This is a genomic window from Stutzerimonas stutzeri (genome assembly GCF_000219605.1).
GTDB lineage: Bacteria > Pseudomonadota > Gammaproteobacteria > Pseudomonadales > Pseudomonadaceae > Stutzerimonas > Stutzerimonas stutzeri.
Window position 1 is genome coordinate 190,578 of the sequence record NC_015740.1, and the last position, 25,252, is coordinate 215,829.

Here is a 25,252-nt window from a genome sequence, read left to right on the forward strand (position 1 = left end):
CTGAACAGATTCCGTCAACGTCGCTCCGGAATGCGCGAACCACGCATTCTAGAGCGGACGGCCTGTGTTAAACGGGGCTCCGCAAGCGCCCATGCGCTGATACATGGACTGAACAGGAGGAACATGGATGTTCGCCCCAGCCAACCAGGCCCACTTCACGCTTTCCCTCGAAGGCGTCGAGCACGACTTCAAGGTGCTCGAATTCCGGGGCCGCGAGGCCATCAGCCAGCCCTATCGCTTCGACCTGGAACTGGTCAGCGAGCGCCCCGACCTGGATCTGCAAAGCCTGTTGCATCGCCCGGCTTTTCTTGCCTTCGCGCCGGATAGCAGTGGTGTTCATGGGCTGGTGCATCAGGCCGCCCAGGGTGAATCCGGCAAGCGCCTGACCCGCTATCGCTTCACGCTCGTGCCGCAGCTGGCCTACCTCGCCCATCGCACCAACCAGCGCATCTTCCAGCACCTGACGGTGCCGCAGATCATCGCCCAGGTGCTCGAGGAACATGGTATCCAAGCCGATGCCTACCGCTTCGGGCTCGGCCCGGTGGTCTACCCGCCGCGCGAGTACTGCGTGCAGTACGACGAAACCGACCTGCACTTCATCCAGCGCCTGTGTGAGGAAGAGGGCATCCACTATCACTTCCAGCACGGTGCGAGCGGCCATGTGCTGGTCTTTGGCGATGACCAGACCGTCTTCCCCAGGCTCACCGCCACCGCCTATCAACGGGACAGCGGTCTGGTCGCCGACCAACCGGTGATCAAGCGCTTCGGCCTGCGTGTGGAAACCCGTACCAGCCGGGTCACGCGCCGCGATTACGATTTCGAGAAGCCACGCCTGACCATGGAGGCCGCGTTCCACAGCGATTTCCAGCCGGACCTCGAGGACTACGACTACCCCGGCCGCTTCACCGAGCGCGCCCGCGGCAAGCATCTGTCGCAGCGCGCCCTGGAGCGCCACCGCCACGATTACGAACTGGCCGAAGGCGAAAGCGACCAGCCGCAACTGGCGAGCGGGCATTTCCTCCCGCTCGGCGAACACCCGCGCAGCGACTGGAACCAGCTCTGGCTGCTGACCGAGGTACTGCATGAAGGTAAGCAGCCACAGGTGTTGGAGGAGTCCGTCACCAACCTGTCAGGCGGTTCAGAGCGAGCTCCCTCTCCCCTCTGGGGAGAGGGCTGGGGTGAGGGGTCTCTTGCCAGCCTCGACTTTCAACAAGGCTACCGCAACCGCTTCAGCGCCACCCCCTGGGCCATCCCCTTCCGCCCGGCGCTTTGCCATCCGAAACCGAAGGTGCTCGGCAGCCAGACCGCCGTGGTCACCGGCCCCGCCGGCGAAGAGATCCACTGCGACGAGTACGGCCGCGTAAAAATCCAGTTCCACTGGGACCGCGAAGGCCAGGCCGATGACAAGACCAGCTGCTGGCTGCGCGTCAGCTCCAGCTGGGCCGGCGACCGCTATGGCGGCATCGCCATCCCGCGGGTCGGCATGGAAGTGCTGGTGACCTTCCTCGAAGGCGATCCCGATCAACCGCTGGTGACCGGCTGCCTGTACCACAAGGAGCATCAGGTCCCCTACGACCTGCCGGCCAACAAGACCCGCACGGTGTTCAAGACCCTGAGCAGCCCGGGTGGTGGCGGCTACAACGAACTGCGCATTGAAGACCGCAAGGGTGCCGAACAGATCTACCTCCACGCCCAGCGCGACTGGGACGAGAACATCGAGCACGACCAGAAGATCCGCGTCGGCCACGAGCGCCACGACACGGTGGAAGCCAACAGCTACAGCGAATTCAAGGCCGAAGAGCACCGCACCACCCACGCCGATCGCAAGACCGAAATCCGCGCCAACGACCACCTCACCGTGGGCAACAGCCAGCACCTGAAAATCGGCACCGGGCAGTTCATCGAGGCGGGTAATGAAATCCACCTTTCCAGCGGCCTCAAAGTGGTGCTCGAAGCCGGCAGCGAGCTGACCTTCAAGGCTGGTGGCAGTTTTATCAAACTCGATGCCAGCGGCATCACCATGGTCGGGCCTTTGATCAGGATGAACTCGGGTGGAAGTCCGGGAAAGGGATCGGCCGCGGCGCCGATATTGCCGGGGCAGGTGAAGGCAGCGGATGCAGATATGCCGGGAATTCCACTGGAAGCCCTGATAAAACAAAACATGCTGTTTCGCAGCACCCGAGCTGGCGTATGTGAAGTGTGCGAAGCCGCTAAGGCATCAAAGGGAGATAAGGCATGAGCGCCCCAATGCCCAATGGAAACGGTGCCATTCTGCTCGACGGCGCTCGTTACGAGAGTGCGACGGCGTGGCTTTATCAGTGCTTCCCTAGCCATCAACCAAGACCGTTATTGCTCGGTACGGCCTATGAACCCATAGCGGACGCTGGCCCGATTTTGCTGGATGCTCCGGCTGGCAGCATGGCCTATGACGCCTGGCAACACGGAACCGAAATCAAGGATGGTCTCTGGCTGGAAAGCGATGCTTCGATGGACGATCTGCAGCACATACTGCAGCGCCGCCTGCGCATCTTTACCCCAGAACATCGCGAACTCTGGCTACGCCTGGGTGACGCCCGGCCTCTGTATCAGGCATGGCAGCGCGAAAGGCAATGGCCGGTGGGATTCTGGCACCGTATCTCACGCATCTGGCTTCATCACGAAGGCACAATCTTCTGTGCCTGGCAGAACGAACAGCCCGAGAAAGACGGCGCGCCAGCTGAACTAGATCTCGCCGCGCAAATGACGCTCGACTGGCGACTGCTGGAAGCACTTGCCGCACAGGACGACACGGCACAGGAGGCTCTTCTATGACTGCCCAAACTCCCGCCCCATCCAGCTTGACGGTCGCTGGATGCCCCCTGCTCAGTGCTGTACTCCCGCTACGCTATGCGCTCGGCCCGACCCTGACAGTGGATACCAGCGCCTATGGCTTGCCAGCTGTACAGGGAGACTTTCCTGCAATAGGTGATTACTTCGAGCCACTCAAGGGCCGTCCGCTGAACTACACCGCCCGCCTGTTACGCGATGGCTGGCTGTACGTCTGGCAGAGCGGCCTAAAACAATTGGTCGAATACCGTGTCAGCGCGGCTGCCTTTACCCAAACAGCTCGCGGCGGCAAAGTCATCGACGGGTGTAGCCTGCCCTATTTACTCCTTCCCGCAGGAACACCGGCCATGCTGGCGTGGTCGCCTCGCCAGTGGAGCGATAGCCAGTTCAATTCAGCCAAGGGAAAAGAGGATGTACGTCAGCGCGTGATGCGCACCATCACCCCTGGAGCAGCACCTTTCAGCGGTCAAGCACGCACGATTCACGAACGTATCGGCGACTACATGGACGCCAACTGGTATGGCTGGAGTTGTGAACCCTCAACCAGTCACCGTCCAGCCTGGCCAAAGCTGCTCGACGACATGCAGCGCTGCGAGCAACAAGCCTATGCTTTGATCGACGATCCGTGGGGCGTATTGCTGGATCTGGCCAAGCTGCTTCGCGCTCGCCAGCAGGCATTCGAGGTGACGCGTGAAATCCATGGTGAAGACTGGGCCATGGCAGGCGTACTCAAATCTCTGGCAGAAGGCGACCCGCAAATCGGCGGCCAACTGCGCAGCATCACCAATTACCGCAAGCTACAAACTACCTGGCAGCAGCAAACGCAAGAGGAGGAAGATTACAGCGCCGATGTGCGCCGCATCAGCGAGCTTTGGTCAGCCTGGCTAAATACCCTAGCTCAGCGCGGCCCTGCCAGCCTGGATACTGCCTGTGGCCATTTCGACATCACCCAACCCGATCCACGTGCGGAGTTAGAACTCCACTTTGCTGCAGCCTGCCTTGGCCCGGCGACAACCGGCCCAGGGGCCAAAGCCATAGCCAATGCTCTAACACTCCAGCAGCAAGAGGGTAAACCCTGGCTGGTTTGGGCATTACTGGGTTTGGGCAAACGCCTCGGGGTCGGTGAGCTCAATTCCCTGGTAGGGCTGGCTGACGGCGCAAGAGACAACGGTGCGAGCGCGCTGAACGAAGCCCGCAGACTAGCGCAATTGCTGAACCAGGCAGCCGATAAACTGGGCCGACATATTCTGGGTTCGCCATTGGAAGCCCTGTTCACAGCGCTCGCTCCCATCGTCGGCTTGGGCCTGCAGAAAGCCGACGACGGCTCCAAGGCCGCCGGGCGCCTCTACCTCGCCGCGGCTCTGGCGCGAAGCCAGCAGCGCCTGGCTATCGAGGCCGTCAGTCAGCGGCAACTCGGCGAATGGATGAGCGATCTGATGGGCACACGCCCTAATCTGCCAGCCCGTCTAAAACCCACACAACTCAGTGTTGCAGTCAGCGAGGCACTGCCGTTCTTCCGCCTGCTACCGGCCAAGGACTTGCCGCCCCTGCCTACCCACATGGCGGCGGATGTCGACCTCAAGAGGATGCTCGACCTCGGCAAAGGAACGCTAGAAAGAGCACCTATCAAATGCCTGGTAGCGCTGATGGCAGGGGTGAATTTTATATGGGGCGGGTTACAGCTAACTGAAAAGCAGTCGGGGAAAAATTGGCTGATTTTTGCGGGAGGATTTTTTGGAGTTTCTAGTGCAATAGCAGCGACCTTGCAAAAAGTTTCTGAAGTCGACTGGGAAGCAGCAGTCAAGCTCAATGGGGCCACGCACATTGCTTCACAGAAAGCTTTGGCTGATGCACTGGGGGTAGGCGCTAAAGCATCGATCCTACAATCGGTGACCTCGGGCTTCGACGTATTGGTCTACGGCATCGAGGCGCTGGAGGCCTACAAAGCCGGCGACTTAGACACCTCAGCCATCAATGCCGGATTGACCCTGGCCTCCGCCGCTAGCCTGCGTCTTTACGTGCAGAGCTTCCGGGCTATACGTGCCGCCCGTGCTGCGGTCATCGCTGGCGAGGCTGCGGTCATAGGCCGCGGCGTCAGCGTGGCGCCACACCTGGCCGCCCGCGCTCTGGGGTGGACCATCCTGATCGTCGGCGGAGTAATTGCCCGCCAATACACCCAGGACACACCTCTTGAAGCCTGGGTCAAAGGTACCCGATTCGGCACCCGGCCTGCCGATTGGTCGAACAGCTACGAAATGTCGATGACCGAGTTTTACAAGGTAGTATTCCCCATCAGCTTCGAGGCTTACCGTCTCAATGAATTGAATCCATATAGGGGCATGCAAACCATCACCTACGTCTTGCTAAGGCTGCCAGGCAAGAGCGCGCTGACTGATGACATGATCCATTTCAAAGGGCACGAAACCTGGGGCAGCTTCTTCGGCTTTGGCGGCACACGCAAAACCGTGGAATGGACCGGGAAGGACTTCGATCACCACGGCGGCACACGGATCAAAACCGAACCTGGTGTGGCCGTCTACCGTCGCGTGTATCACGAAGAGAACGGTGACAACCTCGATGCCATACGTGGCGAACTGAGCTATTCGCCCGTCGAGGGAATAACCCTACCTGCCATAGAAATCAAGGAGCTCGCATGGTTGTAAGCGACCTGATCCACCAAGCTCGTACTCGCTTCGGGCAGTCCCCCAGCGTGCTCTTACGCGCCGACGAGCCCACTGGAGAAAAGCCGTGGGAAATGTTTGTTACCGATGAGCATACCGAGCATTATCTGGCCATCAAGACGGGCGGGGATTCCGACAGGGGAATGCTGACTGGAGCACTGGGAGTTGGTGGGGTAACGGTGCTTCTCATGTGTTCCATCCTCATCCTGAGCGGAAATACAGATGGCATTTTGACAGGGGTAATCTTAGCAGCCGCTCTGTTCGTTATTCCGTTCCTTTGGGAAACCCGCCGTCCACTCCCCTTGCCGATACTCTTCAACCGCCGCACCCGAGAAGTCTATTTCGATCACAACGGCAAGCTGTACCACAGCCCCTGGGACGGTATACAGGCGCTGGCAGGCGAGTTCGTTATGGTTGGCCCACATACCGGTGGTATGCGAAATGCCTCGCTGGAAATTCTCGTACGCCGCCTCGGCGAGCCCGATAACGCGTTACTGGTAAGCCTTGGTCTACCGATGGGCAAAACCCTGCAAATGCAGAAGGGTTTTTGGGAATGGCTGCGCGCCTATATGGACAATGGTCCTTGGTTCGATGAGAACGGCCAGCGCAGCGACTCCGATGCATACGTCAAGGAAATGCTTTCTGCCCATACCAAACCCACAGGCTTTCTTGCCTACCGGCGGCAAAGGATTGCCGAGAAAAAAGAAGCCAACGAGGGCAAGAACTACTTGGAATGGACGGATGCGGTACTTTACTTGGGACACTTGCTCTTCTTTCCGATGAACTGGTTGCAGGAGTTCACATACAACATTGCCAAGCGGCGTTCCCGTAACCGCTGGCCACAGATCGTCACCGAACGTCTGCAACCCAATGGCCCGACTACACGGCTGCTCGACTTGGAGCGAGAGCGGGGATTGGACGTATGATCAGCTTGTATCCCGGTGCAAGAGACAGTCTTCCGATCACCGCAATCAAATTGTTTGGGCTAAAGCGATAACTGCTGTAAATAACTTCTCACGGCAACTCCAACCCACCCCCTGCCTTGTGCAACCCGCGCAGTCGCTCGCCGATCTGGGCCAGGTTCACTTCGATCGCTTCGAGTTCCTCGCGTCGCTCATCGCCCAGCAGCACCCGGACTTCCTGGTCCAGTTCTTCGGTCAGCTGGTTCAGGCGCAGTTGGCGTTGTTCGCTTTCGCGTTCCAGGCGGGTCCATTCGCGGGTTTGGGGCAGGCCGTAGCCGTCGCCGTCGAGCAGTTCGGCCGGGCGGCTGAGGTAGCCGCTGCTGGCGAGGATTTCCTGCAGCGCGCCGTCAGCCTTGTTCAGGCTGGCGTCGCGGCCGCGGCCGCCGAGGTAGCGGTTCTTCAGCTCGTCCTGGGCCAGGAGCAGCTGGCGGCGCAGGGCGGCCTGTTCGACCAGCAGCAGGGCGGCGGCGGCACGCAGGTCGGCGCGGTCGATCCATGGCTGGCGCTCGGCCGCGTCGAGCTCCAGCCACTGCTCGACATTGTGCTGGGGTAGGCCCAGGCGTTCCTTGAGCACGGCGAACATGGCCTGGTAGCGGTCGCGGTAGGAGTCGAAGCGGTAGCCCAGGCGCAGCGCCTCGCGGGTGTCGTCGAGCACGCTGGCGTCGGCCAGGCCGCGGTGGATCAGCACTTCCAGCAGCCCGTTGGGCATGATGCTGTCCAGTGCGACCAGGTCGCTGCGTGCCGTGCCGCTGCGCAGCAGTTTCAGGGTTTCCACCGCGCAGTTGTTGGACAGGAAGTAGTAGTCGCCGTCGTAGCTCCAGTGCAGTTCGGCGCTGCGCTCGACCAGCTGGCGAATCTCTTCGGGGTGCAGTTTCAAGGGCACCGAGGCCAGCCCGCGCAGCTCCACCTTGGTGTATTCGTCGATCACCTGGCCCAGCGGCAGAATGAACAGCCGCGAGGGGTAGACGCCGGTGAGGCCGTCCCAGCTGGAGAGCTGCACGTCATCGACGAAGGCGCGGAAGGACAACACCAGATGGTGGTCCAGATCCAGTCGACAAGCGGGGCCGGGCTCGCGGCCGGGCGCGCAGATAACCAGGCGCAGCATGCTATGGCCCCAGCGGCTGACCCAGGCGTCGTTGGCTTCGGCGAACAGGTAGTCGACCTCGTAGACACGTGCAGGGTCAAGGCTCAACAGGGGCGTGCGGCCGAACTCGCGACCGGCGTTGAGGAAGGGGTAGCCCGGCGTGCAGTCGGCAGGCTCCGGTGCCCAGCCGAAGTGCTCGCTGAAATAGCGGTGCAGGGATGGGCGGCGGCAGGCGTAGCTGGGGTCGAGCAGGAAGTACTCGAGGTTCACCGCGACGAACTCCAGCGGGCTGGTCAGCTCGTACGGGTCGGGACTGCGCGCCAGCTGCGCGTTGTCCTGTTCGCGCAGGCCGCGCTTGCCGACCCGTTGCGGCCAGCCGGCCAGGTCGAGCAGGCGCGGATCATCGCTGAGGGTGAAGCGGCGGTCGGTCTGCCCGCGGCAGTCGTCCGGCAGGCCGATCTGCCCGAGATTGCTGGCGCGCTGACGGCAATGGCCCTGCAGCAGGTGTTGATCCGGCGACCACAGGCGCGCGCGATCGTACAGATGCGCCACTTCATGAATGACGGTGGCGAGCAGCTCGCGGCGTACCGTGCCGTGGGGACGATTGGTCTTTTCCTCGGCAGCGCTGCCGTCGGTGAGCGCCGGCAGCAGGCGACGGTTGAGTTCCAGGCGCTTGCCGCCGGCGCGGCCATAGGCCTGTTCCGGCAGGTTGTCGCGCCATTGCACGCGCACCTCGCGATCGAGGCTCTGCACCAGGCGCGGGGGCAGGGCGGCCATGGCTTCGTCCAGCAGCGCCTGGCTGGCGGCGCGTTGCTCAGCGTCCAGCGTGCGTGCGTCGAGAACCAGGCGCAGCTCGGCATGAGCCGCGATGCTGGCCAGGCTCAGGCCGCTCGCCAGCAGCCAGGCGCCGAGGCGGGTCACAGCGCGAGGATGGCTTCGGCCAGTTGCAGGTCGCTGGCGTTGCGCGCCGCGGGGAACTCGCTGCGCAGGGTGCCGATCGCCGCTTCCAGATGGGCACCGCGGATCTCGCCGGCGCTGGCGACGAAGCTGGCGGCGTCTTCGCGGGCCTCGACGACGACCTTCATGTCACTGATGCGGCTGGTCACGTCGGAGGTGAAGTTGATGCTGCGGTCCAGGGCACGCACGACGATGTTGCTGGTGGCCACGAGGGTCTGCGCCTGGGCTGCGCCCGCGGCGACGGCCAGCGCCAGCGGGGCGGCGAGCAATAGCTTGTTCATCGATGAATCTCTCACGGGTCTGGGCACCGGCAGGCGGTGCGGTTATTGGACGAGGATGGCTTCGGCCAGTTCCAGGTCGCTGGCGGCAAGCTCCGGATGTTCCTGGCGCAGACGCGACAGGGCGGCCTGCAGGCGTGCCGCAACGAGCTGCCCCTCGCTGGCTACGAAGCCCGCCGCATCTTCACGGGCCTCGGCGATCAGCTTGTTGTCGAAGGGAGCGCTGGTGAGCTGGCTGCTGACGTAGCTGGTACGCACGACGGCGGCGGTGGTGACATCGAACGCCATGGCGGAGCCGGCGCTGCAGCCGAACAGCAGAAGGGCGATGGAAAACGAACGCATGGGCAACCTGTAGCCGGGAAAAACGGCGCCAAGGCTAGCGAAACGCCTGCCCCAGAGCCAGTGCCCGGTTGCATCCGCAGGTTTCGGCAGCGTCCGCTGCCGGGCTCGTCAAAGGGCGAGTATCGCCTCGGCCAGCTGCAGATCGCTGGCCTGCAATTGCGGCTGCTGGCTGCGAATGTGCTGCAGCGCCGCCTCGAAATGGGCGCCGCGCAGATCGCCACGGCTGGCGACAAAGCGTGCGGCGTCGTCGCGGGCGTCGAGCACCAGCTTGTCGTCACGCAGGGATGAAGTGAGGTCCGAGGTGGCATCGACGGTATTGATCAGGCCTCCGACCACCACGTCGGTGGTGGCGGTGAAGCTGGCCGCCGAAGCAGCGCCACTCAGCAGCAGGCCGGCGGCGAGGAAGGGAAGCAGGATTCGGGACATGGCAGATCTCCAGTAATGAGGCTCTAGACCGTGCCATGGGCGTTGCGTTCCGCCGCCAGGGCAGTGCCGGTCAGGCTAGGCGACAGACTCTAGAGCGCGAACCGCTTCAGCGCCAGAACGGCTTGTCCAGTTCGGCGGCGCGCTCGCTGTGACTGATGCCGACATCGGCGAGCTGGCGGTCATCGAGCTGCGCCAGTTGCTGGCGGGTACGGTAGTTGCGTTGCCAGCGCTGCAGCAGCCGCAACAGTTGCTGCCAGCTGCGGCTATGGAGGGTGGCCTGATATGGACGGGTCAGCGAGCGGTCCATGAGCGCGTTCCTTCCCGGCAAGCCGGGTGCGGGTTATGGGCAGACAGGATCGCGCGCGGCCAGCGGCTGTTACAGCCACAGGGGGTGTCAATTGTGCCGGTGCAGTTTTATTGTGGGCGTAACTGTACTGCTCGTGCGACGAGCAACTGTTCGCTTACGGGCGCGGCGACCTTGCTAGCGCACCCGGCGTAGTGCCGAACTGTTGGCCGAATGCGGCGATGAACGCCGAAGTGGAGTCGTAGCCGCAGGCCAGAGCGACGTCGGTGACCGGTTGGCCCCGCTCCAGCAACGGCAGCGCGCTGAGCAGGCGCAAACGCTGGCGCCAGGCGCGGAAGCTGAGGCCGGTGTCGCGCTGGAACTGGCGGGTCAGGGTCTTCTCGGATATGTGCAGTTGCTCGCTCCACTGCGCCAGGCTGAAGGACAGGTCCGGCTGTTCATACAGTGCCTCGCAGATGCCGCGCAGGCGTACATCGTCGGGCCAGGGCAGCGAGTAGCCGAGCTCCGGGGCGGCGCGTAGCTGGTCGAGGATGACCGCGGCCAGACGGCCGTCGGCGCCCTGTTCGTCGTAGTCCACCGGCAGCGTGCCGAATGCTCGGATCAGTTCGCGCAGCAACGGGCTCACCGCCAGCACCTGGCAATGCGCAGGCGTCCAGGGCACGGCGCGCTGGTCGATGTACAGGCTGCGCATCTCGGTCTGCGGCGAACTGATTACCTCATGCAGCAGGCCCGGCGGCATCAGGATGGCGCGCTGTGGCGGGGCGAGAAAACGCCCGCGCTCGGTATGCACGCGCAGCACGCCGCTGATGGCGTAGGACAGCTGTGCCCAGGGATGGCTGTGGCGCGGTGTGGTGGTCCGTTCGGCGAGGGACTCGCTGCGTGCGAACAGCGGTCGCGGCAGCGCATCCATGACCGGGATGCTGCGCTGGGCGAGGCTGGCCTGTCCTTTTCTCGACATTTGTCTGGCTAATGGCGTTAGTCGGATGTTCAAGCCGACAGTAGACTCCAGAGCCATTCGCTGCAAGCCACACGCATCAGGAGCACCCATGGCCAGACCCCGCCTGCTACCGGACAATTTCACCCTCGCGCTGCTCGGCGCTGTGGCCATCGCCACGCTGCTGCCGGCGCGCGGGCAGGGCGTGGTGGTGTTCGAGTGGATCACCAATCTGGCCATCGGCCTGCTGTTCTTCATGCACGGCGCCAAGCTGTCGGGCAGCGCGATTCTCGCCGGCATGGGGCACTGGCGCCTGCATCTTTTGGTGTTCAGCTGCACCTTCGTGCTGTTCCCGCTGCTCGGCCTGGCGCTGCGCCCGCTGCTGACGCCGATGATCGGCGCCGAGCTCTACCTGGGCATGCTCTACCTATGCGCGCTGCCGGCCACGGTGCAGTCGGCCATCGCCTTCACATCGCTGGCGCGCGGCAATATCCCGGCGGCGGTATGCAGCGCGGCGGCTTCGAGCCTCATTGGCATCTTCCTCACGCCGCTGCTGGTGCTGCTGCTGATGGGCGCCCAGGGCGAAGGCGGCTCGACGCTGGATGCCATCGGCAAGATCGTCGTGCAGCTGCTGTTGCCGTTCATAGCCGGGCAGATCGCGCGGCGCTGGATTGGTGACTGGGTGGCGCGCAACAAGGGCTGGCTGAAGAATGTCGATCAGAGTTCCATCCTGCTGGTGGTCTATACCGCCTTTAGCCATGCGGTGGTCGAGGGCATCTGGCAGCAGGTGCCGCTGCCGCAGCTGCTGGGCCTGGTGCTGGCCTGCTGTCTGCTGCTGGCGCTGGCGTTGCTCAGCACCTGGTTGATCGCCCGCTGGCTGGGCTTCGACCTGGAAGACCGCATCACCATCCTCTTCGCCGGCTCGAAGAAGAGCCTCGCCACCGGCATCCCCATGGCGCAGGTGCTGTTCGCCGGCGGCGCGCTGGGCACGCTGATCCTGCCGTTGATGCTGTTCCACCAGATCCAGCTGATGGTCTGCGCGGTACTGGCGCAGCGCTATGCATCGCGACCGGAGACAGCAACGGTCGCAAAAGCCGGCTGAACCCGAAGCCAATCAGTGACAGATTCGTGACTGGTGGGCAAAGATGATTTGCCTGTCAGGGGCTGGGTGCGGTCCACAGGCGTGGCTAAGCTGCGCGCCATTCTGTTGCTGAGGCGTTCCCATGAAGAAGATTCTGCTACTCAACGGCGGCAAGGCCTTCGCCCATTCCGCCGGCCAGTACAACGCAACGCTGCACCAGGCAGCCATCGAAACCCTCATGGCGGCCGGCTTCGAGGTGCGCACCACCGAGATCGATGCCGGTTACGACGTGCAGCAGGAGGTCGAAAAGATCCTCTGGGCCGACGCGCTGATCTATCAGATGCCCGGCTGGTGGATGGGCGCACCCTGGACGGTGAAGAAATACCTGGACGAGGTGTTCACCGCCGGCCACGGCAGTCTTTACGCCAACGACGGCCGCACCCGCTCCGACGCCTCGCAGAAGTACGGCAGCGGCGGTCTGCTTCAGGGCAAACGCTACATGATCTCCGCCACCTGGAATGCGCCGCAGCAGGCCTTCGACGACCCCAGCGATTTCTTCGCCGGCAAGGGCGTGGATTCCGTCTACCTGCCGTTTCACAAGGCCAACGAGTTTCTCGGCATGCAGGGTCTGCCGACCTTCCTGTGTGTCGACGTGATGAAGCGGCCGCAGGTCGAGGCGGATGTCGAGCGCTATCGCCGGCACCTGGGTGAGGTGTTCGGCTTCAGCGTCTGACCTTCGACAGGCAAAGAAAAACCCCTCGCGGCATGGCCGGGAGGGGTTTTTCGTTTCAGTACGAGGCGATCAGTCCACGGCCTTGACCATGTCCTCGACGACCTTCTTGGCGTCGCCGAAGACCATCATGGTCTTGTCCATGTAGAACAGCTCGTTGTCCAGGCCGGCGTAGCCGCTGGCCATGGAGCGCTTGTTGACGATGACCGTCTTGGCCTTGTACGCCTCGAGGATCGGCATGCCGGCGATCGGCGACTTCGGATCGTTCTTGGCCGCCGGGTTGACCACGTCGTTGGCGCCGAGCACCAGCACCACGTCGGCCTGGCCGAACTCGGAGTTGATGTCCTCCATCTCGAAGACCTGCTCGTAGGGCACCTCGGCTTCGGCCAGCAGCACGTTCATGTGCCCCGGCATGCGGCCGGCGACCGGGTGGATCGCGTACTTCACGGTCACGCCCATGTGCGTCAGCTTCTCGGCCAGCTCCATCAGCGCATGCTGCGCGCGGGCTACCGCCAGGCCGTAGCCGGGCACGATGATCACGGTGTCGGCGTTGGTCAGCAGGAAGGCGGCGTCGTCGGCCGAACCGGACTTCACGTTGCGCTCCAGCTGGGCGCCCGCCGGGCCGCCGGCATCGGCGTCGGCGCCAAAGCCGCCGAGGATCACGTTGAAAAACGAGCGGTTCATCGCCTTGCACATGATGTAGGAGAGGATCGCGCCGCTCGAGCCTACCAGCGAGCCGGCGATGATCAGCATCGAGTTGTTCAGCGAGAAGCCGATACCGGCAGCCGCCCAGCCCGAGTAGCTGTTGAGCATCGACACCACCACCGGCATGTCCGCACCGCCGATGGGGATGATGATCAGCACGCCGATGACGAACGCCAGCGCCACCAGGATGGCAAAGGCGCCGAGGTTGCCGGTGAAGGTGTAGACCAGGCCCAGGCCGACGATCGCCAGGCCCACGGCCAGGTTGACCATGTGCTGGCCCTTGAACACCACCGGAGCGCCCTGGAACAGGCGGAACTTGTACTTGCCGGACAGCTTGCCGAAGGCGATCACCGAACCGGAGAAGGTGATGGCACCGATGGCCGCACCGAGGAACAGCTCCAGGCGGTTACCGACGGGAATGGCGTAGCCGATCTGCTCGACGATGCCCAACGACTGCGGCTCGACCACCGCGGCAATCGCGATGAATACCGCGGCCAGGCCGATCATGCTGTGCATGAAGGCAACCAGCTCGGGCATCTTGGTCATCTCGACGCGCTTGGCCATGACGGTGCCGACGCTGCCGCCGATCAGCAGGCCGACGATCACGTAGCCGATGCCGGCGGTGGCCAGCTCGCTGCCGAGCTTGAAGATCAGGCCGACCGTGGTGAGCACGGCCAGCCCCATGCCGATCATGCCGAACAGGTTGCCGCGTCTTGAGGTGGTGGGGTGGGAAAGGCCCTTCAGTGCCTGGATGAAGCACACCGAGGCGACCAGATAGAGCAGGGTGATCAGGTTCATGCTCATGGCTTACTTGCCCTCCGCCTTGGCCGCGCTGCGGTCCTTCTTCTTGAACATTTCCAGCATGCGACGGGTGACCAGGAAGCCCCCGAACACGTTGACCGCGGCCAGCGCCACGGCGAGCGTGCCCATGGCCTTGCCCAGCGGGGTAACGGTGAGCGCGGCGGCCAGCATGGCGCCGACGATGACGATTGCCGAGATCGCATTGGTGACCGCCATCAGCGGCGTGTGCAGGGCCGGGGTGACGTTCCAGACCACGTGGTAACCGACGTAGATCGCCAGCACGAAGATGATCAGGTTGTAGATGCCGTCCGAAATCAGATCCATGTTCGCGTCTCCCTTAACCGTTGGTCCGCACGACCTGGCCGTCGCGGCACATCAGGCACGCGGCGACGATGTCGTCTTCGAGGTTGAGCTGGAACTGGCCGTCCTTGTCGATGACCAGCTTGAGGAAATCCAGCAGGTTGCGGGCGTACAGCGCCGAGGCGTCGGCCGGCACCAGCGTCGCCAGGTTGGCGTGGCCGACGATGGTCACGCCGTGGCGCACCACCACCTGATCGATCTCGGTCAGTGGGCAGTTACCGCCATGCCCGGCCGCCAGGTCGACGATCACCGAGCCGGGCTTCATCTGCTCGACGGTGGCTTCCTGCAGCAGTGTCGGCGCCTTGCGGCCCGGGATCAGCGCGGTGGTGATGACGATGTCCGACTGCAGCGCGCGCTCGTGCACCGCCTGCGCCTGACGCGCCATCCACGAGGCCGGCATCGGCCGCGCATAGCCACCGACGCCTTCGGCGCATTCGCGCTCCTCGTCGGTCTCCAGCGGCACGTCGACGAACTTGGCGCCGAGCGACTCGATCTGCTCCTTCACTGCCGGGCGCACGTCCGAAGCCTCGACCACCGCACCCAGGCGCTTGGCCGTGGCGATGGCCTGCAGCCCGGCGACGCCGGCGCCGAGGATCAGCACGCGCGCGGCCTTCACCGTACCGGCGGCGGTCATCAGCATTGGCATGAAGCGCGGGTAGTGATGAGCACCGACCAGCACCGCCTTGTAGCCGGCGATGTTGGCCTGCGACGAGAGCACGTCCAGGCTCTGTGCACGGGACGTACGCGGCGCGGCTTCCAGGGCGAAGGCGGTGATACCGCGGGCTGCCATGTGCGCGATGCAGTCATTGTCGAACGGGTTGAGCATGCCCAGCAGCACGCTGCCGGACTGCATCTGCGCCAGTTCGGCCTCGTCCGGCGCATTGACCTTCAGCACCAGCTCGGCGGCAAGTGCCGCGGCCGCATCGCCGATGGTCGCGCCGACCGCTTCATAGGCGCTGTCCGGCACGCTGGAAAGCAACCCGGCGCCGCTTTGCAGCGTCACCCGGTGCCCTTGGCCGATCAGTTTCTTGACGGTTTCCGGGGTCGCGGCGACGCGCGTCTCCCCGGAGTGGGTTTCGAGAGGAACACCGATGTGCATTGTTGTTGTTCTCCTGCGTGATCATGACCGGTGCTGCGGCGGACCGCGCACCGACGTGCTTTTCACCCGCCCGCTGCTCTGGCGGACGGGGTTGGAACGGATGGAGCAGGCCGGACGGCCCGAAAACGAACTGCCCGGCGCGGCATTCTGCAAGCCCTGAAAAAATCAAACAACTGTTTCAATCAAACGATTGTATTTGACGCATCGGTCGCAGGATGACTGCCTGTTTTCCGCGCTTCGCTGCAGATTGCGTCCTGTTTGGCTCTGCGCAGCCTAGGCCAGCCTCTGTCAGGCAGACGAAGCGGCCGCATCATGAATGACGCGCCATTGACGTGGTATTCGTCAGCGGTGCCAAGCGTCTCCGACCTTGGTGTCGGGTTAAGTCGATATCAGGAAAAACGCACGCACGTTGAAATGTCATCCAATCCTTGTAGTCCAACTAGGCTGGTTGGACCCGATTGGAGTGTTTCGAGCGCGGCGACGTCGGGTCGTTGCGTATCGCCGGTGGAGCTGCACGATGCCCGAACTCGATGTAAACGACGTGACCACGCTGCTCGAGCAGCCCGCGCAACGCCGCCTGCCGTTCGCCTTTGCCCGCCGCCACGGCGTGATCCTGCTGGAGCGCGGCGGCGAGCTGCGTCTGGGCCTGCGTGAAGGTGCCGCGCTGACCGCGGTACAGGAGGCGCAGCGGGTGGTCGGTATGCGCTTGCCGATGCAATGGCTGGCCCAGGCGGATTTCGATCAGGCGCTCGGCGCGGCCTACCAGCACGATTCATCGGCGGCGATGCTGATGGTCGAGGGGCTGGGCAACGACCTCGACCTGGCCAGCCTGGCCGATCAGATCCAGGAAACCGAGGACCTGCTGGAGCAGGAGGACGACGCGCCGATCATCCGCCTGATCAACGCGATCCTCGGCGAGGCGATTGCCGAGAACGCCTCGGATATCCACATCGAAACCTTCGAGAAGCGCTTGGTGATCCGCTTCCGCGTCGACGGCATCCTCCGCGAAGTGGTGCAGCCCAAGCGCGAGCTGGCGGCGCTGCTGGTCTCGCGGATCAAGGTCATGGCCAAGCTGGACATCGCCGAGAAGCGCATCCCGCAGGACGGGCGTATCTCGCTGCGGGTCGGCGGTCGCGAGGTGGACATACGCGTTTCCACGCTGCCCTCGGCCAACGGCGAGCGGGTGGTGCTGCGCCTGCTGGACAAGCAGGCCGGACGTCTGACCCTGCGCCACCTGGGGATGAACGAGCAGGACCGCCGCCAGCTGGAGCAAGCGGTGAAGAAGCCCCACGGCATCATCCTGGTCACCGGCCCCACCGGTTCGGGCAAGACCACCACGCTCTATGCCGCGCTGACGACCCTCAACGACCGTACGCGCAACATCCTCACCGTCGAAGACCCCATCGAATACCACCTCGAAGGCATCGGCCAGACCCAGGTCAACACCAAGGTCGACATGACCTTCGCCCGCGGTCTGCGCGCCATCCTGCGTCAGGACCCGGACGTGGTGATGGTCGGCGAGATCCGCGACCAGGAAACCGCCGACATGGCCGTGCAGGCCTCGCTCACCGGTCACCTGGTGCTCTCCACGCTGCACACCAACAGCGCCATTGGCGCCGTCACGCGCCTGGTGGACATGGGCGTCGAGCCGTTTCTGATCTCCTCGTCGCTGCTCGGCGTGCTGGCCCAGCGCCTCGTGCGGGTGCTGTGTAATGACTGCAAACGCGCCTACAACGCCGATGCCGCCGAGTGCGAGCTGCTCGGCGTCAGTCCGGCCGAGGCGCCGACGCTGTACCACGCCGAAGGCTGCGAGCAATGCCGTGGCCTCGGCTACCGCGGGCGTACCGGCATCTATGAGCTGGTGCTGTTCGACGACACCCTGCGCACCATGGTGCACACCCGCGCCAGCGAGCAGGACATGCTGCGCCATGCCCGTGAGCTGGGCCCGAGCATCCGCGAGGACGGGCTGCGCAAGGTGCGCGAGGGGGTGACCACCATCGAGGAAGTGCTGAGGGTGACGCGTGAGGAGTGAGGGGATGAGGTTGATTCCGACGCGCCTGCAGAGGCATCCGCAGCCTGACCGACGTCGCATGGTGGCGCCATTCGCGGCCGCTCCCTCGGCTGTGCGGTATCTGTGTAGAGGCGCTCTCGACCGCGGATCGCCGCTGTTGGAGACCGCCTGATGGCTGCCTTCGAATACCTCGCCCTCGACCCCCGTGGCCGTGAGCAGAAGGGCCTGATCGAGGCCGACAGCCCGCGTCAGGCGCGGCAGTTGCTGCGCGAGAAGCAGTGGGCGCCGCTGGAGGTGAAGCAGGCCAAGTCCAAGGAAGACGTCAGCCGTGGCGGCTTCAGTTTCGGCCGCGGCCTGTCGGCGCGTGATCTGGCATTGGTCACCCGGCAGCTGGCGACGCTGGTGCAGGCCGCGCTGCCCATCGAGGAAGCCCTGCGCGCGGCGGCCGCGCAGTCCACCTCGGCGAAGATCAAGTCGATGCTGCTGGCGGTGCGCGCGCGGGTGATGGAAGGCCACAGCCTGGCCGCGGCACTGCGCGAATATCCGTCGGCCTTTCCCGAGCTTTACCGCGCCACCGTGGCGGCCGGGGAGCACGCCGGCCATCTCGGGCTGGTGCTCGACCAGCTGGCCGACTACACCGACCAGCGTCAGCAATCGCGGCAGAAGATCCAGCTGGCGCTGCTCTATCCGGTGATCCTGATGGTCGCCTCGCTGGCCATCGTCGTGCTGCTGCTCGGCTACGTGGTGCCGGACGTGGTCAAGGTATTCGTCAACACCGGGCAGGAACTGCCGGCGCTGACCCGCGGGCTGATCGCCACCAGCGACGTGGTGAAGAACTGGGGCTGGCTGATCGTGCTCGGCCTTGTCGGCGCGTTCCTGGCCATGCGTGCGGCCCTGCGCGACCCGGCGCTGCGCCTGCGCTGGCATGCGTTCATCCTGCGGATACCGCTGATCGGTCGGCTGAGCCGGGCGACCAATACCGCGCGCTTCGCCTCCACCCTGGCGATCCTGACGCGCAGCGGCGTGCCGCTGGTGGAAGCGCTGTCCATCGCCGCTGCGGTGATCGCCAACCTGCGCATCCGCGAGCGGGTGGTCGAGGCGGCGCAGAAGGTGCGTGAAGGCAGCAGCCTGACCCGTGCGCTGGATGCCACCGGGGAATTCCCGCCGATGATGCTGCACATGATCGCCAGCGGGGAGAAATCCGGTGAACTGGATCAGATGCTGGCGCGAACCGCGCGCAATCAGGAGAACGACCTGGCCGCCCAGGTGTCTCTGCTGGTCGGCCTGTTCGAGCCGTTCATGCTGGTGTTCATGGGGGCGGTGGTGCTGGTCATCGTGCTGGCCATCCTGATGCCGATCCTCTCTCTCAACCAACTGGTGGGTTAACGACCATGACAACAAGACTGCAGCGCCGCACCCAGGGCGGTTTCACCCTTATCGAGATCATGGTGGTGGTGGTCATCCTCGGCATCCTCGCCGCGCTGGTGGTGCCGCAGGTGATGAGCCGGCCGGACCAGGCCAAGGTCACCGTGGCCAAGGGCGACATCAAGGCCATCGCCGCCGCGCTGGACATGTACAAGCTGGACAATTTCGCCTACCCGAGCACCCAGCAGGGGCTGGATGCATTGGTGAAGAAGCCTTCAGGCAACCCGCAGCCGAAGAACTGGAACCGCGACGGTTACCTCAAGCGTCTGCCGAAGGACCCATGGGGCAACGACTACCAGTACCTGTCGCCGGGCACCCAGGGCCAGTTCGACCTGTATTCCTTCGGTGCCGACGGCAAGCCCGGCGGCAGCGATCTCAACGCCGATATCGGGAACTGGGACCTGTAACCGATGCGGCAGCGCGCCCGCGCCTTCACGCTGATCGAGCTGCTGGTGGTGATCGTCCTGCTGGGCATTCTGGTCAGCGTGGCGGTGCTCAGCGTCGGTGGCTCCAGTACCTCGCGCGAACTGCGTGACGAGGCGCGGCGGCTGGCGGCGCTGATCGGCGTGATGAGCGACGAGGCGGTGCTCGACAGCCGCGAGTACGGTCTGCTGATCAACAGCGAGGGGTATCGCGTGCTGCGCTATGACGAGACGGCCATGCGCTGGTTGGAGGTCGAGCGGCGCAAGACGCACAAGGTGCCGGCGTGGATGCGTCTGGATCTGGAACTGGACGGCACGCCGCTTGAACTGGTGGCGCCGACCCGGCGTGAGGACGACCGTGCAGGGCTGTCGCGCGAGGGCGAGCGGACTGAACGGCGCGCACCGCAACTGGAGCCTCAGTTGCTGATACTGTCCAGCGGCGAGCTGTCGCCGTTCAGTCTGCGCCTGTCCGAGCGCAAGTCGGGCGGCGACGCCTGGCTGATCGCCAGCGACGGCTTCCGCCTGCCCGAGGCCGAGCCGCTCGGAGACAGGCGATGAGAGCATCTCTGGCCAGGGCCGGCCGCGGTTTCACCCTGCTCGAAGTGCTGGTGGCGCTGGCAATCTTTGCCAGCGTTTCGGCGGTGGTGCTCACCGCCGCCGGGCGCAGCCTGAGCAATGCCGGACGCCTGGAAGAACTGACCCTGGCCGGCTGGATCGCCGACAACCGCATCAGCGAACTGCAGTTGCAACAGGTTCCGCCTGCCATCGGCCGCGAGACACGGGAACTGGAGTTCGGCGGCCGCCAGTGGCAGACCCTCAGCGAAGTCGAGGCCAGCGCCGACCCGGGCCTGCTGCGCGTCACCGTCTGGGTCGCGCTGCAGACACCACGCGCTCGCAGCGGCTCGCTGGCCGAGCGCGCGGTCACCAGCCTGACCGGCTTCATCGGCGTCGAGCCGGGAGCCGCGTCCCGATGATCGATCGCATGCGCGCCTCCGCCGGCTTCACCCTGCTGGAACTGCTGATCGCCATCGCCCTGTTCGCGCTGCTGGGCCTCGGCACCTATCGCATGCTCGAAGCGGTGTTGCAGAGCGACGAGGCGGTGCGTGCGCAGGAACTGCAGCTGCGTGAGCTGAGCCGGGCGGTGTGGGCGTTCGAACGTGACCTGCAGCAGGTGGTCGGGCGGCCGATCCGCGACGGTTTCGGCGACGAGCGCAGTGCCTTGATCGGCCAGCTGGGTGGTGAGGATGGCGCGCCGATACTGGAGTTGACCCGCGCCGGCTGGCGCAATCCCACCGGCCTGCGCCGTGCCAACCTGCAGCGGGTGCGCTGGCGACTGGCCGGCGGCGACCTCGAACGCGTCTACTGGGTGGTGCTGGACCGCGACATCGACAGCGAGCCGCGCGTGCAGCGCGTGCTGGACAACGTCCAGGGCCTGCAGCTGCGCTACCTCGACGAGGAGGCCGTGTGGCACGAGGAATGGCCGCCGTTCGATTTCGGCCGCGGCAGCCCGGAGAATGCCGCCGAACGCCTGCCGGTCGCCGTGGAGCTGAGTGTCGATCACGCCCGCTACGGCCGCATCACCCGTCTGCTGCGCCTGCCCGATGCCGCCGAGCAGACGATGCAGCAGGCATTGCCCGGCGCCGAGGGTGTGCCCGAGCCGTTCGAAGGGGAGCTGCCACAATGAGTCGCCAGCGCGGCGTGGCGCTGATCACCGTGCTGCTGGTGGTGGCCATCGTCACCGTGGTCAGCGCGGCAATGGTGGCGCGCCAGCAGCTGAGCATCCGCGCCACCAGCAATCAGTTGCAGGCGCGTCAGGCCTGGCATTACGCGCTGGGCGGCGAGGCGCTGGCGCAGGCTATCCTGGCCCGTGACCTGCGGTCCGCCGCCGGTGCTGACCCGGGCGCCAGTGGTGAGGCAGCGGCCGTCGATCATTTGCTGGAACCCTGGGCGCAGCCGCTGCCGGCGTTCGAGATCGACCAGGGCGAGATCCTCGTGCGCATCGAGGATATGGCCGGACGCTTCAACCTCAACGACCTGCTGCGCGATCAGCAGCCCAATCCCGCCGCCGTCGAGCAGTTCCGCCGGCTGCTGCTGCGCCTGCAGATCAGCGCGCCCTATCCGGAGCGCCTGCTCGACTGGCTCGACCCCGACCAGCAGCCCAGTGGCGAGCTGGGCGCCGAAGACAACGCCTACCTCAGCCTCGACCCGCCGTATCGCAGCGCCGGCCGCCGGCTCCACGACCTCTCCGAGCTGCGCCTGCTGCTGGACATGCGCGAGGAGGATTTCCAGCGACTGGCGCCCTACGTGGCCGCGCTGCCGAGTGGCGTGCCATTGAACGTCAACACCGCCAGCGCGATGGTGCTCTCCAGCCTCAGCGACAACCTCAGCCTGGGTGCCGCCGAGTCGCTGGTCGAGCTGCGGCGCAGCGCGCCGTTTCGCAACAGCGCCGCCTTCCTCGCGCAGCCGGCCATGGCCGGAACCACGCTGCAGGGCACTGCGCTGGCGGTTGGCAGTCAATTCTTCCAGGCCACCAGCGAAGTGCGCCTGGGCGACCGCCGGCTGGCGCTGGTCAGCCTGCTGCAACGTGAGCAGGACGGCAGCGTCCGCGTGCTCGCGCGAAACCTCGGTCAGCCCGCCCGGCTGGCCTCACCGAACCGGAGCAGACCCTAACCATGGATTGCCTTTTCCTGCCCGCCGATTGCCCGGCCCGGCTCTACGCCGAGACCCGCGTGTACTGGCTGCCCAAGGATGAGCCCGGGCGCTGGCAAGCGCTGGGCGACTGCAGCGCGGCCGGCGCCATTAGCCTGATCCTGCCGACGGAGGTCTGCAGCTTCTTCGCCATCAGTCTGCCGACCCGCAAGGCGCGCTGGATGCAGCAGGCGCTGGCCTATGCCGCCGAGGAACTGTTGGCCGAGAACGTCGACGAGCTGCATCTGGCCGTGGGCGAGACGCTCCCGGATGGCCGCCAGCGCGTCGTGGCGATCCGCCGCCAGCTGCTGGCCGGCTGGCTGGAGCAGTTGCGCGAACTGGGGCTGCTGATCGTGGCAATCCATGTCGACGCCGACCTGTTGCCGCGCGAGGCGACGCAGCTGCTATTCATCGGCGAGCGCGGCCTGCTCGGTGGCGAAGGCGAGACCCGGCTGGCCTTCGCCGCCGTGGACTGGCCGCAGCTCGCCACGCTCTGCCCGGCACCCTGGCACGCCCAGGGCAACGTGGCCGAGCCGCCGCTGGCACTGGACGACTATCGCCAGCTGGACGACCCCTATGCCTTTCTCGCCGCGCAGCGTGCGGCGGCACTCAACCTCGCCCAGGGCGATTTCGCGGTGGAGGTCGGCAATACCGGCCTCGGTTACTGGAAACCGCTGTTCGCAGTCGCCGGGCTGATCCTGCTGGTGCAGCTGGGCTTCAACCTGGGCCAGGCCTGGTACTTCCAGCGCCAAGGCGACGCCTACGCCGAGGCCAGCCTGGCGCTGTATCGCGAGCTGTTCCCGGAGGACATCCGCATCGTCAACATGCGCGCCCAGTTCGATGATCATCTGGCTCGCGGCAGCGGTGGACAGGCGGGCTTTCTGCGCCTGCTCGATCACGCCGCCGCGGCACTGGAAGACGGCATTCCGGTGACCATCGGCCAGCTCGACTACAACCAGGACCGCGGTGATCTGGCGCTGCAGGTGCAGGCGATGGACTTCGCCACCCTGGAAACCCTGCGCCGGCGCCTGGGCGATGCGGGGCAGAGTGTGCAGCTGGGCTCGGCCAGCCGCGAAGGTGATGGCGTCAGTGCGCGCGTGGTGATCGGAGGCTGATGATGAATCTCAAGCAGCAACTGGCCGTACGTCTTGCCGACTCGCCGCTGTGGCAGCGCTGGCAACGCCTGGCGCCGCGCGAGCGCACCTCGCTGAGCCTGCTCGGCGCCTTTCTGCTCGCCGTGCTGTTCTACCTCTGGCTGTGGCTGCCGGCGCAGCGCCAGGCGGCCGAGGCGCGCGACTACTATCAGGCGCAGCGCGAGCTGCACGCCTACATGGAGCAGAACACCGAACTGGCGCGGCAGATGGAGCGCAGCAATCAGGTCGAACTGGCGCCCGAGCAGCTGCAGGGCGTGATCACCGAAAGCGCGCAGCAGGGCAACCTGTCCATCGAGAGCTTCGACAACGGCAGCGACGGCAGCCTGCAGCTGAGCCTGCCCGGGGCCTCCTATGCCCTGCTGCTGCGCTGGTTCGACACCCTGCAGGGGCAGGGGGTGAGCGTCACCGAGGTCAGCCTGGAGCGCGCCGGCGAGGGGCTGGTCAACGCGCGGGTGAGCTTTCGTGCCGGCAACGGCTGAGGCCGCGGGGCAGCGGCGCCTGCGCGCCGGTAGCCGGTCAGTGCGAGGGGTTGAACTGCATGGCCAGCGCGCGTAGTGCGGCTTCGGCGGCGAGCACCTTGGCGATGGCGTCGTTGGCCTTCTCGCGGGTGATACCCAGGCGATCGAACAGCTGCTGCGGCACCTCGGCGTCCGGCCCGCTGCCGATACCGCGGTTGCGCAGCATGCGCACCGCCAGGCAGACCAGGTTCGGATAGGCCGCATCCTCGCCGTCATAGCCCGGGTCGTTCTGGAAGCGCAGGGCGGCCGCCAGTTCTTCGGGCATGCCCCACAGGCGCATCAGCCAGGCGCCGATCTGTTCGCGGGTGATGCCCAGCAGATGCTGCTCGACATGGCCGTGCGAAAGGTGCGGGTTGGCTTCCAGGTGGCGGCAGATCAGCGAGAAATGCGGCGGGAAGACGTGCGCCAGCACCAGATAGCCGAAGTTGTGCAGCAGCCCGGCGAGGTAGCTCAGGCCCGGCTCTGGACGCTGCTCGCGGGGGATGGCGCGGGTCAGCCCTTCGATCACCGCGGCGGTGTAGATCGCCTGTTGCCAGTAGGGCGTGGCGTCCTGCGGCTTGTCGTTCGGCAGGCTGATGGTCTTGCCCAGCGCCAGGCCGAGGGCGAGGTTGATCACCAGGTCGAAGCCGAGCACGCGGACAATGGCGTCTTCCACCGAGCGGATGCGCCCGGGAGCGGCGTAGTAGGGCGAGGCGGCCCAGCTGATCACCTGCGCCGCCAGTGCCGGGTCGGTTTCCACCACGCCGGTGATGTCGTCGACCGTGGCTTCCGGGTTGACTCGCAGCTTGATGATCTTTTGCGCCGTATGCGGCAGCGGCGGAATCTCGATGGTTTCTTCCAGACGCTTCTGGATGCGCCGCGCAGTGAAGCTCTGCACGGCCTGGGTGATTTCCGCACGGTCGTCGTGCGGGCGGTCCAGGTTCGGCCGGATGTCGCTCAGCGGCACGGCGAAGTTGCCGGCGCTGGCCTTGCTCAGCAGGCGCTTGAAGTCGGCGCCGGCGACTTCCACCAGCAGGCCGGGCTGACCGGACTCGACCAGCAGCCGCGGCTGCTGCAGCAGGCGTTCTTCGTACAGGCAGGGTGAGCTGGTCAGCGGCGGCAGGCCGGGCAGGCGGCTCAGCTCGTGCTTGGTGAGCATGCGCGCCAGTCGCTCCGGCTTGACCGCCGCCAGCTCGCGGCCGGTGAGCTCGGTCAGGCGGGTGAGATCGAGCAGATGGTCCTGGGGGAACAGCACCAGCATGGCGCCGATGCTGTCATCCAGCAGCACTGCCTGGACCCGCTGGGCCGCCGGAATGTTGGGGCGGTCGCGCTGGATCTGGTAGTCCACACCGAGGTCTTTCAACAGCTTGGTGATCAGCAGGGGCAGTTCGGAGCAGCTTTCGGTGTCGACAGCAGTATTCATAAGCGGACCTGTTGTAGTGACCTGCCGGAGTATAGCGAAGCCGTCAGCCGCGGATGGTGTGG

At 65.3% G+C, this 25,252-nt stretch carries 25 protein-coding genes; 15 read left to right on the plus strand and 10 right to left on the minus strand.

Features of this window, described 5'->3' with window-relative positions:
• Window positions 1-127 precede the first annotated feature (127 nt).
• From PSTAB_RS00845 to PSTAB_RS00860, 4 genes are read left to right on the plus strand one after another with little or no spacing between them, the layout of a single operon-like run.
• Window positions 128-2,239, plus strand: coding sequence for a type VI secretion system Vgr family protein (locus tag PSTAB_RS00845; RefSeq protein ID WP_013981314.1), 2,112 nt, complete (start codon window positions 128-130; stop codon window positions 2,237-2,239).
• Window positions 2,236-2,811: a DUF4123 domain-containing protein gene (locus tag PSTAB_RS00850; protein ID WP_232243994.1), complete on the plus strand. Its 576-nt coding sequence runs from the start codon at window positions 2,236-2,238 to the stop codon at window positions 2,809-2,811. Before PSTAB_RS00845 ends, PSTAB_RS00850 begins: the two co-directional genes overlap by 4 nt.
• Window positions 2,808-5,489 (plus strand): toxin VasX, encoded by a 2,682-nt coding sequence (locus PSTAB_RS00855; protein WP_041771613.1) that lies wholly within the window; start codon window positions 2,808-2,810, stop codon window positions 5,487-5,489. The genes PSTAB_RS00850 and PSTAB_RS00855 overlap by 4 nt, the downstream gene beginning before the upstream one ends.
• On the plus strand, window positions 5,480-6,433 hold the full coding sequence (locus PSTAB_RS00860) for a hypothetical protein (RefSeq protein ID WP_041771614.1): 954 nt from the start codon (window positions 5,480-5,482) through the stop codon (window positions 6,431-6,433). Before PSTAB_RS00855 ends, PSTAB_RS00860 begins: the two co-directional genes overlap by 10 nt.
• A gap of 88 nt (window positions 6,434-6,521) precedes the next feature.
• On the opposite strand, the gene PSTAB_RS00865 is transcribed toward PSTAB_RS00860, so the two are convergent.
• The 6 genes from PSTAB_RS00865 to PSTAB_RS00890 form a co-directional block, all read right to left on the minus strand.
• Window positions 6,522-8,474 (minus strand): DUF7844 domain-containing protein, encoded by a 1,953-nt coding sequence (locus PSTAB_RS00865; RefSeq protein WP_013981318.1) that lies wholly within the window; start codon window positions 8,472-8,474, stop codon window positions 6,522-6,524.
• Window positions 8,471-8,791 carry a DUF2388 domain-containing protein gene (locus PSTAB_RS00870; protein ID WP_013981319.1) on the minus strand — a complete coding sequence of 107 codons (321 nt, stop codon included), beginning with the start codon at window positions 8,789-8,791 and terminating at the stop codon, window positions 8,471-8,473. Before PSTAB_RS00870 ends, PSTAB_RS00865 begins: the two co-directional genes overlap by 4 nt.
• A gap of 42 nt (window positions 8,792-8,833) precedes the next feature.
• Window positions 8,834-9,130 (minus strand): DUF2388 domain-containing protein, encoded by a 297-nt coding sequence (locus PSTAB_RS00875; RefSeq protein ID WP_011911364.1) that lies wholly within the window; start codon window positions 9,128-9,130, stop codon window positions 8,834-8,836.
• A gap of 108 nt (window positions 9,131-9,238) precedes the next feature.
• Window positions 9,239-9,556 carry a DUF2388 domain-containing protein gene (locus PSTAB_RS00880; protein ID WP_013981320.1) on the minus strand — a complete coding sequence of 106 codons (318 nt, stop codon included), beginning with the start codon at window positions 9,554-9,556 and terminating at the stop codon, window positions 9,239-9,241.
• 106 nt (window positions 9,557-9,662) lie between these two features.
• Window positions 9,663-9,863, minus strand: a complete 201-nt coding sequence (locus PSTAB_RS00885) for a DUF1127 domain-containing protein (protein WP_013981321.1) — start codon at window positions 9,861-9,863, stop codon at window positions 9,663-9,665.
• A 154-nt stretch (window positions 9,864-10,017) separates the two neighbouring features.
• Window positions 10,018-10,818: an AraC family transcriptional regulator gene (locus PSTAB_RS00890; protein ID WP_013981322.1), complete on the minus strand. Its 801-nt coding sequence runs from the start codon at window positions 10,816-10,818 to the stop codon at window positions 10,018-10,020.
• A gap of 88 nt (window positions 10,819-10,906) precedes the next feature.
• On the opposite strand from PSTAB_RS00890, the gene PSTAB_RS00895 reads away from it, so the two are divergent.
• Window positions 10,907-11,896, plus strand: a complete 990-nt coding sequence (locus PSTAB_RS00895) for a bile acid:sodium symporter family protein (protein WP_011911367.1) — start codon at window positions 10,907-10,909, stop codon at window positions 11,894-11,896.
• Between the two features lie 121 nt (window positions 11,897-12,017).
• A complete protein-coding gene (gene mdaB, locus PSTAB_RS00900; protein WP_011911368.1) occupies window positions 12,018-12,608 on the plus strand; it encodes an NADPH:quinone oxidoreductase MdaB in 591 nt (196 codons plus the stop codon).
• A gap of 69 nt (window positions 12,609-12,677) precedes the next feature.
• Here mdaB and PSTAB_RS00905 read toward each other — a convergent pair whose 3' ends face one another.
• The 3 genes from PSTAB_RS00905 to PSTAB_RS00915 are packed head-to-tail and all read right to left on the minus strand — an operon-like array spanning window position 12,678 to window position 15,570.
• Window positions 12,678-14,114, minus strand: coding sequence for an NAD(P)(+) transhydrogenase (Re/Si-specific) subunit beta (locus tag PSTAB_RS00905; RefSeq protein WP_013981323.1), 1,437 nt, complete (start codon window positions 14,112-14,114; stop codon window positions 12,678-12,680).
• 3 nt (window positions 14,115-14,117) lie between these two features.
• Window positions 14,118-14,435 (minus strand): NAD(P) transhydrogenase subunit alpha part 2, encoded by a 318-nt coding sequence (locus PSTAB_RS00910; protein ID WP_003284152.1) that lies wholly within the window; start codon window positions 14,433-14,435, stop codon window positions 14,118-14,120.
• Window positions 14,436-14,448: 13 nt separating this feature from the next.
• On the minus strand, window positions 14,449-15,570 hold the full coding sequence (locus tag PSTAB_RS00915) for a Re/Si-specific NAD(P)(+) transhydrogenase subunit alpha (protein ID WP_013981324.1): 1,122 nt from the start codon (window positions 15,568-15,570) through the stop codon (window positions 14,449-14,451).
• Between the two features lie 517 nt (window positions 15,571-16,087).
• Between PSTAB_RS00915 and gspE the strand changes: the two genes are divergently transcribed.
• The 9 genes from gspE to PSTAB_RS00960 all read left to right on the plus strand — a co-directional run bounded on the left by gspE (window position 16,088) and on the right by PSTAB_RS00960 (window position 23,749).
• Entirely contained in the window at window positions 16,088-17,602 is a 1,515-nt protein-coding gene (gspE, locus tag PSTAB_RS00920; RefSeq protein ID WP_013981325.1) for a type II secretion system ATPase GspE, read from the plus strand.
• A gap of 150 nt (window positions 17,603-17,752) precedes the next feature.
• Window positions 17,753-18,967: a GspF family T2SS innner membrane protein variant XcpS gene (gene xcpS, locus PSTAB_RS00925; protein ID WP_013981326.1), complete on the plus strand. Its 1,215-nt coding sequence runs from the start codon at window positions 17,753-17,755 to the stop codon at window positions 18,965-18,967.
• Window positions 18,968-18,972: 5 nt separating this feature from the next.
• Window positions 18,973-19,413, plus strand: a complete 441-nt coding sequence (gspG, locus tag PSTAB_RS00930; RefSeq protein ID WP_011911373.1) for a type II secretion system major pseudopilin GspG — start codon at window positions 18,973-18,975, stop codon at window positions 19,411-19,413.
• 3 nt (window positions 19,414-19,416) lie between these two features.
• A complete protein-coding gene (gspH, locus tag PSTAB_RS00935; protein WP_013981327.1) occupies window positions 19,417-19,986 on the plus strand; it encodes a type II secretion system minor pseudopilin GspH in 570 nt (189 codons plus the stop codon).
• The gene (gene gspI / locus PSTAB_RS00940; RefSeq protein ID WP_013981328.1) at window positions 19,983-20,402 is read left to right on the plus strand and encodes a type II secretion system minor pseudopilin GspI; all 420 of its coding nucleotides are present in this window, start codon (window positions 19,983-19,985) and stop codon (window positions 20,400-20,402) included. Before gspH ends, gspI begins: the two co-directional genes overlap by 4 nt.
• On the plus strand, window positions 20,399-21,112 hold the full coding sequence (gene gspJ / locus PSTAB_RS00945) for a type II secretion system minor pseudopilin GspJ (protein ID WP_013981329.1): 714 nt from the start codon (window positions 20,399-20,401) through the stop codon (window positions 21,110-21,112). Before gspI ends, gspJ begins: the two co-directional genes overlap by 4 nt.
• On the plus strand, window positions 21,109-22,098 hold the full coding sequence (gspK, locus tag PSTAB_RS00950) for a type II secretion system minor pseudopilin GspK (RefSeq protein ID WP_013981330.1): 990 nt from the start codon (window positions 21,109-21,111) through the stop codon (window positions 22,096-22,098). Before gspJ ends, gspK begins: the two co-directional genes overlap by 4 nt.
• A gap of 2 nt (window positions 22,099-22,100) precedes the next feature.
• Complete coding sequence (gspL, locus tag PSTAB_RS00955; RefSeq protein ID WP_013981331.1) at window positions 22,101-23,231, plus strand: type II secretion system protein GspL; 1,131 nt, start codon at window positions 22,101-22,103, stop codon at window positions 23,229-23,231.
• Complete coding sequence (locus tag PSTAB_RS00960) at window positions 23,231-23,749, plus strand: type II secretion system protein M (RefSeq protein WP_013981332.1); 519 nt, start codon at window positions 23,231-23,233, stop codon at window positions 23,747-23,749. The genes gspL and PSTAB_RS00960 overlap by 1 nt, the downstream gene beginning before the upstream one ends.
• A gap of 37 nt (window positions 23,750-23,786) precedes the next feature.
• On the opposite strand, the gene PSTAB_RS00965 is transcribed toward PSTAB_RS00960, so the two are convergent.
• Window positions 23,787-25,190, minus strand: a complete 1,404-nt coding sequence (locus PSTAB_RS00965; RefSeq protein ID WP_013981333.1) for an aminoacyl-tRNA deacylase and HDOD domain-containing protein — start codon at window positions 25,188-25,190, stop codon at window positions 23,787-23,789.
• Window positions 25,191-25,252: the final 62 nt, after the last annotated feature.

Bases quoted from the DNA above. Each gene is read 5' to 3' on its own strand.
- gspK (WP_013981330.1), top strand. From the start codon at position 21,109: ATGAGTCGCCAGCGCGGCGTGGCGCTGATCACCGTGCTGCTGGTGGTG.
- gspJ (WP_013981329.1), top strand. From the start codon at position 20,399: ATGATCGATCGCATGCGCGCCTCCGCCGGCTTCACCCTGCTGGAACTG.
- PSTAB_RS00855 (WP_041771613.1), top strand. From the start codon at position 2,808: ATGACTGCCCAAACTCCCGCCCCATCCAGCTTGACGGTCGCTGGATGC.
- PSTAB_RS00875 (WP_011911364.1), bottom strand. From the start codon at position 9,130: ATGCGTTCGTTTTCCATCGCCCTTCTGCTGTTCGGCTGCAGCGCCGGC.
- PSTAB_RS00850 (WP_232243994.1), top strand. From the start codon at position 2,236: ATGAGCGCCCCAATGCCCAATGGAAACGGTGCCATTCTGCTCGACGGC.
- PSTAB_RS00860 (WP_041771614.1), top strand. From the start codon at position 5,480: ATGGTTGTAAGCGACCTGATCCACCAAGCTCGTACTCGCTTCGGGCAG.
- PSTAB_RS00960 (WP_013981332.1), top strand. From the start codon at position 23,231: ATGATGAATCTCAAGCAGCAACTGGCCGTACGTCTTGCCGACTCGCCG.
- xcpS (WP_013981326.1), top strand. From the start codon at position 17,753: ATGGCTGCCTTCGAATACCTCGCCCTCGACCCCCGTGGCCGTGAGCAG.
- gspI (WP_013981328.1), top strand. From the start codon at position 19,983: ATGAGAGCATCTCTGGCCAGGGCCGGCCGCGGTTTCACCCTGCTCGAA.
- PSTAB_RS00910 (WP_003284152.1), bottom strand. From the start codon at position 14,435: ATGGATCTGATTTCGGACGGCATCTACAACCTGATCATCTTCGTGCTG.
- PSTAB_RS00915 (WP_013981324.1), bottom strand. From the start codon at position 15,570: ATGCACATCGGTGTTCCTCTCGAAACCCACTCCGGGGAGACGCGCGTC.
- PSTAB_RS00885 (WP_013981321.1), bottom strand. From the start codon at position 9,863: ATGGACCGCTCGCTGACCCGTCCATATCAGGCCACCCTCCATAGCCGC.
- gspE (WP_013981325.1), top strand. From the start codon at position 16,088: ATGCCCGAACTCGATGTAAACGACGTGACCACGCTGCTCGAGCAGCCC.
- gspH (WP_013981327.1), top strand. From the start codon at position 19,417: ATGCGGCAGCGCGCCCGCGCCTTCACGCTGATCGAGCTGCTGGTGGTG.
- mdaB (WP_011911368.1), top strand. From the start codon at position 12,018: ATGAAGAAGATTCTGCTACTCAACGGCGGCAAGGCCTTCGCCCATTCC.
- PSTAB_RS00905 (WP_013981323.1), bottom strand. From the start codon at position 14,114: ATGAGCATGAACCTGATCACCCTGCTCTATCTGGTCGCCTCGGTGTGC.
- PSTAB_RS00890 (WP_013981322.1), bottom strand. From the start codon at position 10,818: ATGTCGAGAAAAGGACAGGCCAGCCTCGCCCAGCGCAGCATCCCGGTC.
- gspL (WP_013981331.1), top strand. From the start codon at position 22,101: ATGGATTGCCTTTTCCTGCCCGCCGATTGCCCGGCCCGGCTCTACGCC.
- PSTAB_RS00965 (WP_013981333.1), bottom strand. From the start codon at position 25,190: ATGAATACTGCTGTCGACACCGAAAGCTGCTCCGAACTGCCCCTGCTG.
- PSTAB_RS00880 (WP_013981320.1), bottom strand. From the start codon at position 9,556: ATGTCCCGAATCCTGCTTCCCTTCCTCGCCGCCGGCCTGCTGCTGAGT.
- PSTAB_RS00895 (WP_011911367.1), top strand. From the start codon at position 10,907: ATGGCCAGACCCCGCCTGCTACCGGACAATTTCACCCTCGCGCTGCTC.
- PSTAB_RS00870 (WP_013981319.1), bottom strand. From the start codon at position 8,791: ATGAACAAGCTATTGCTCGCCGCCCCGCTGGCGCTGGCCGTCGCCGCG.
- PSTAB_RS00845 (WP_013981314.1), top strand. From the start codon at position 128: ATGTTCGCCCCAGCCAACCAGGCCCACTTCACGCTTTCCCTCGAAGGC.
- gspG (WP_011911373.1), top strand. From the start codon at position 18,973: ATGACAACAAGACTGCAGCGCCGCACCCAGGGCGGTTTCACCCTTATC.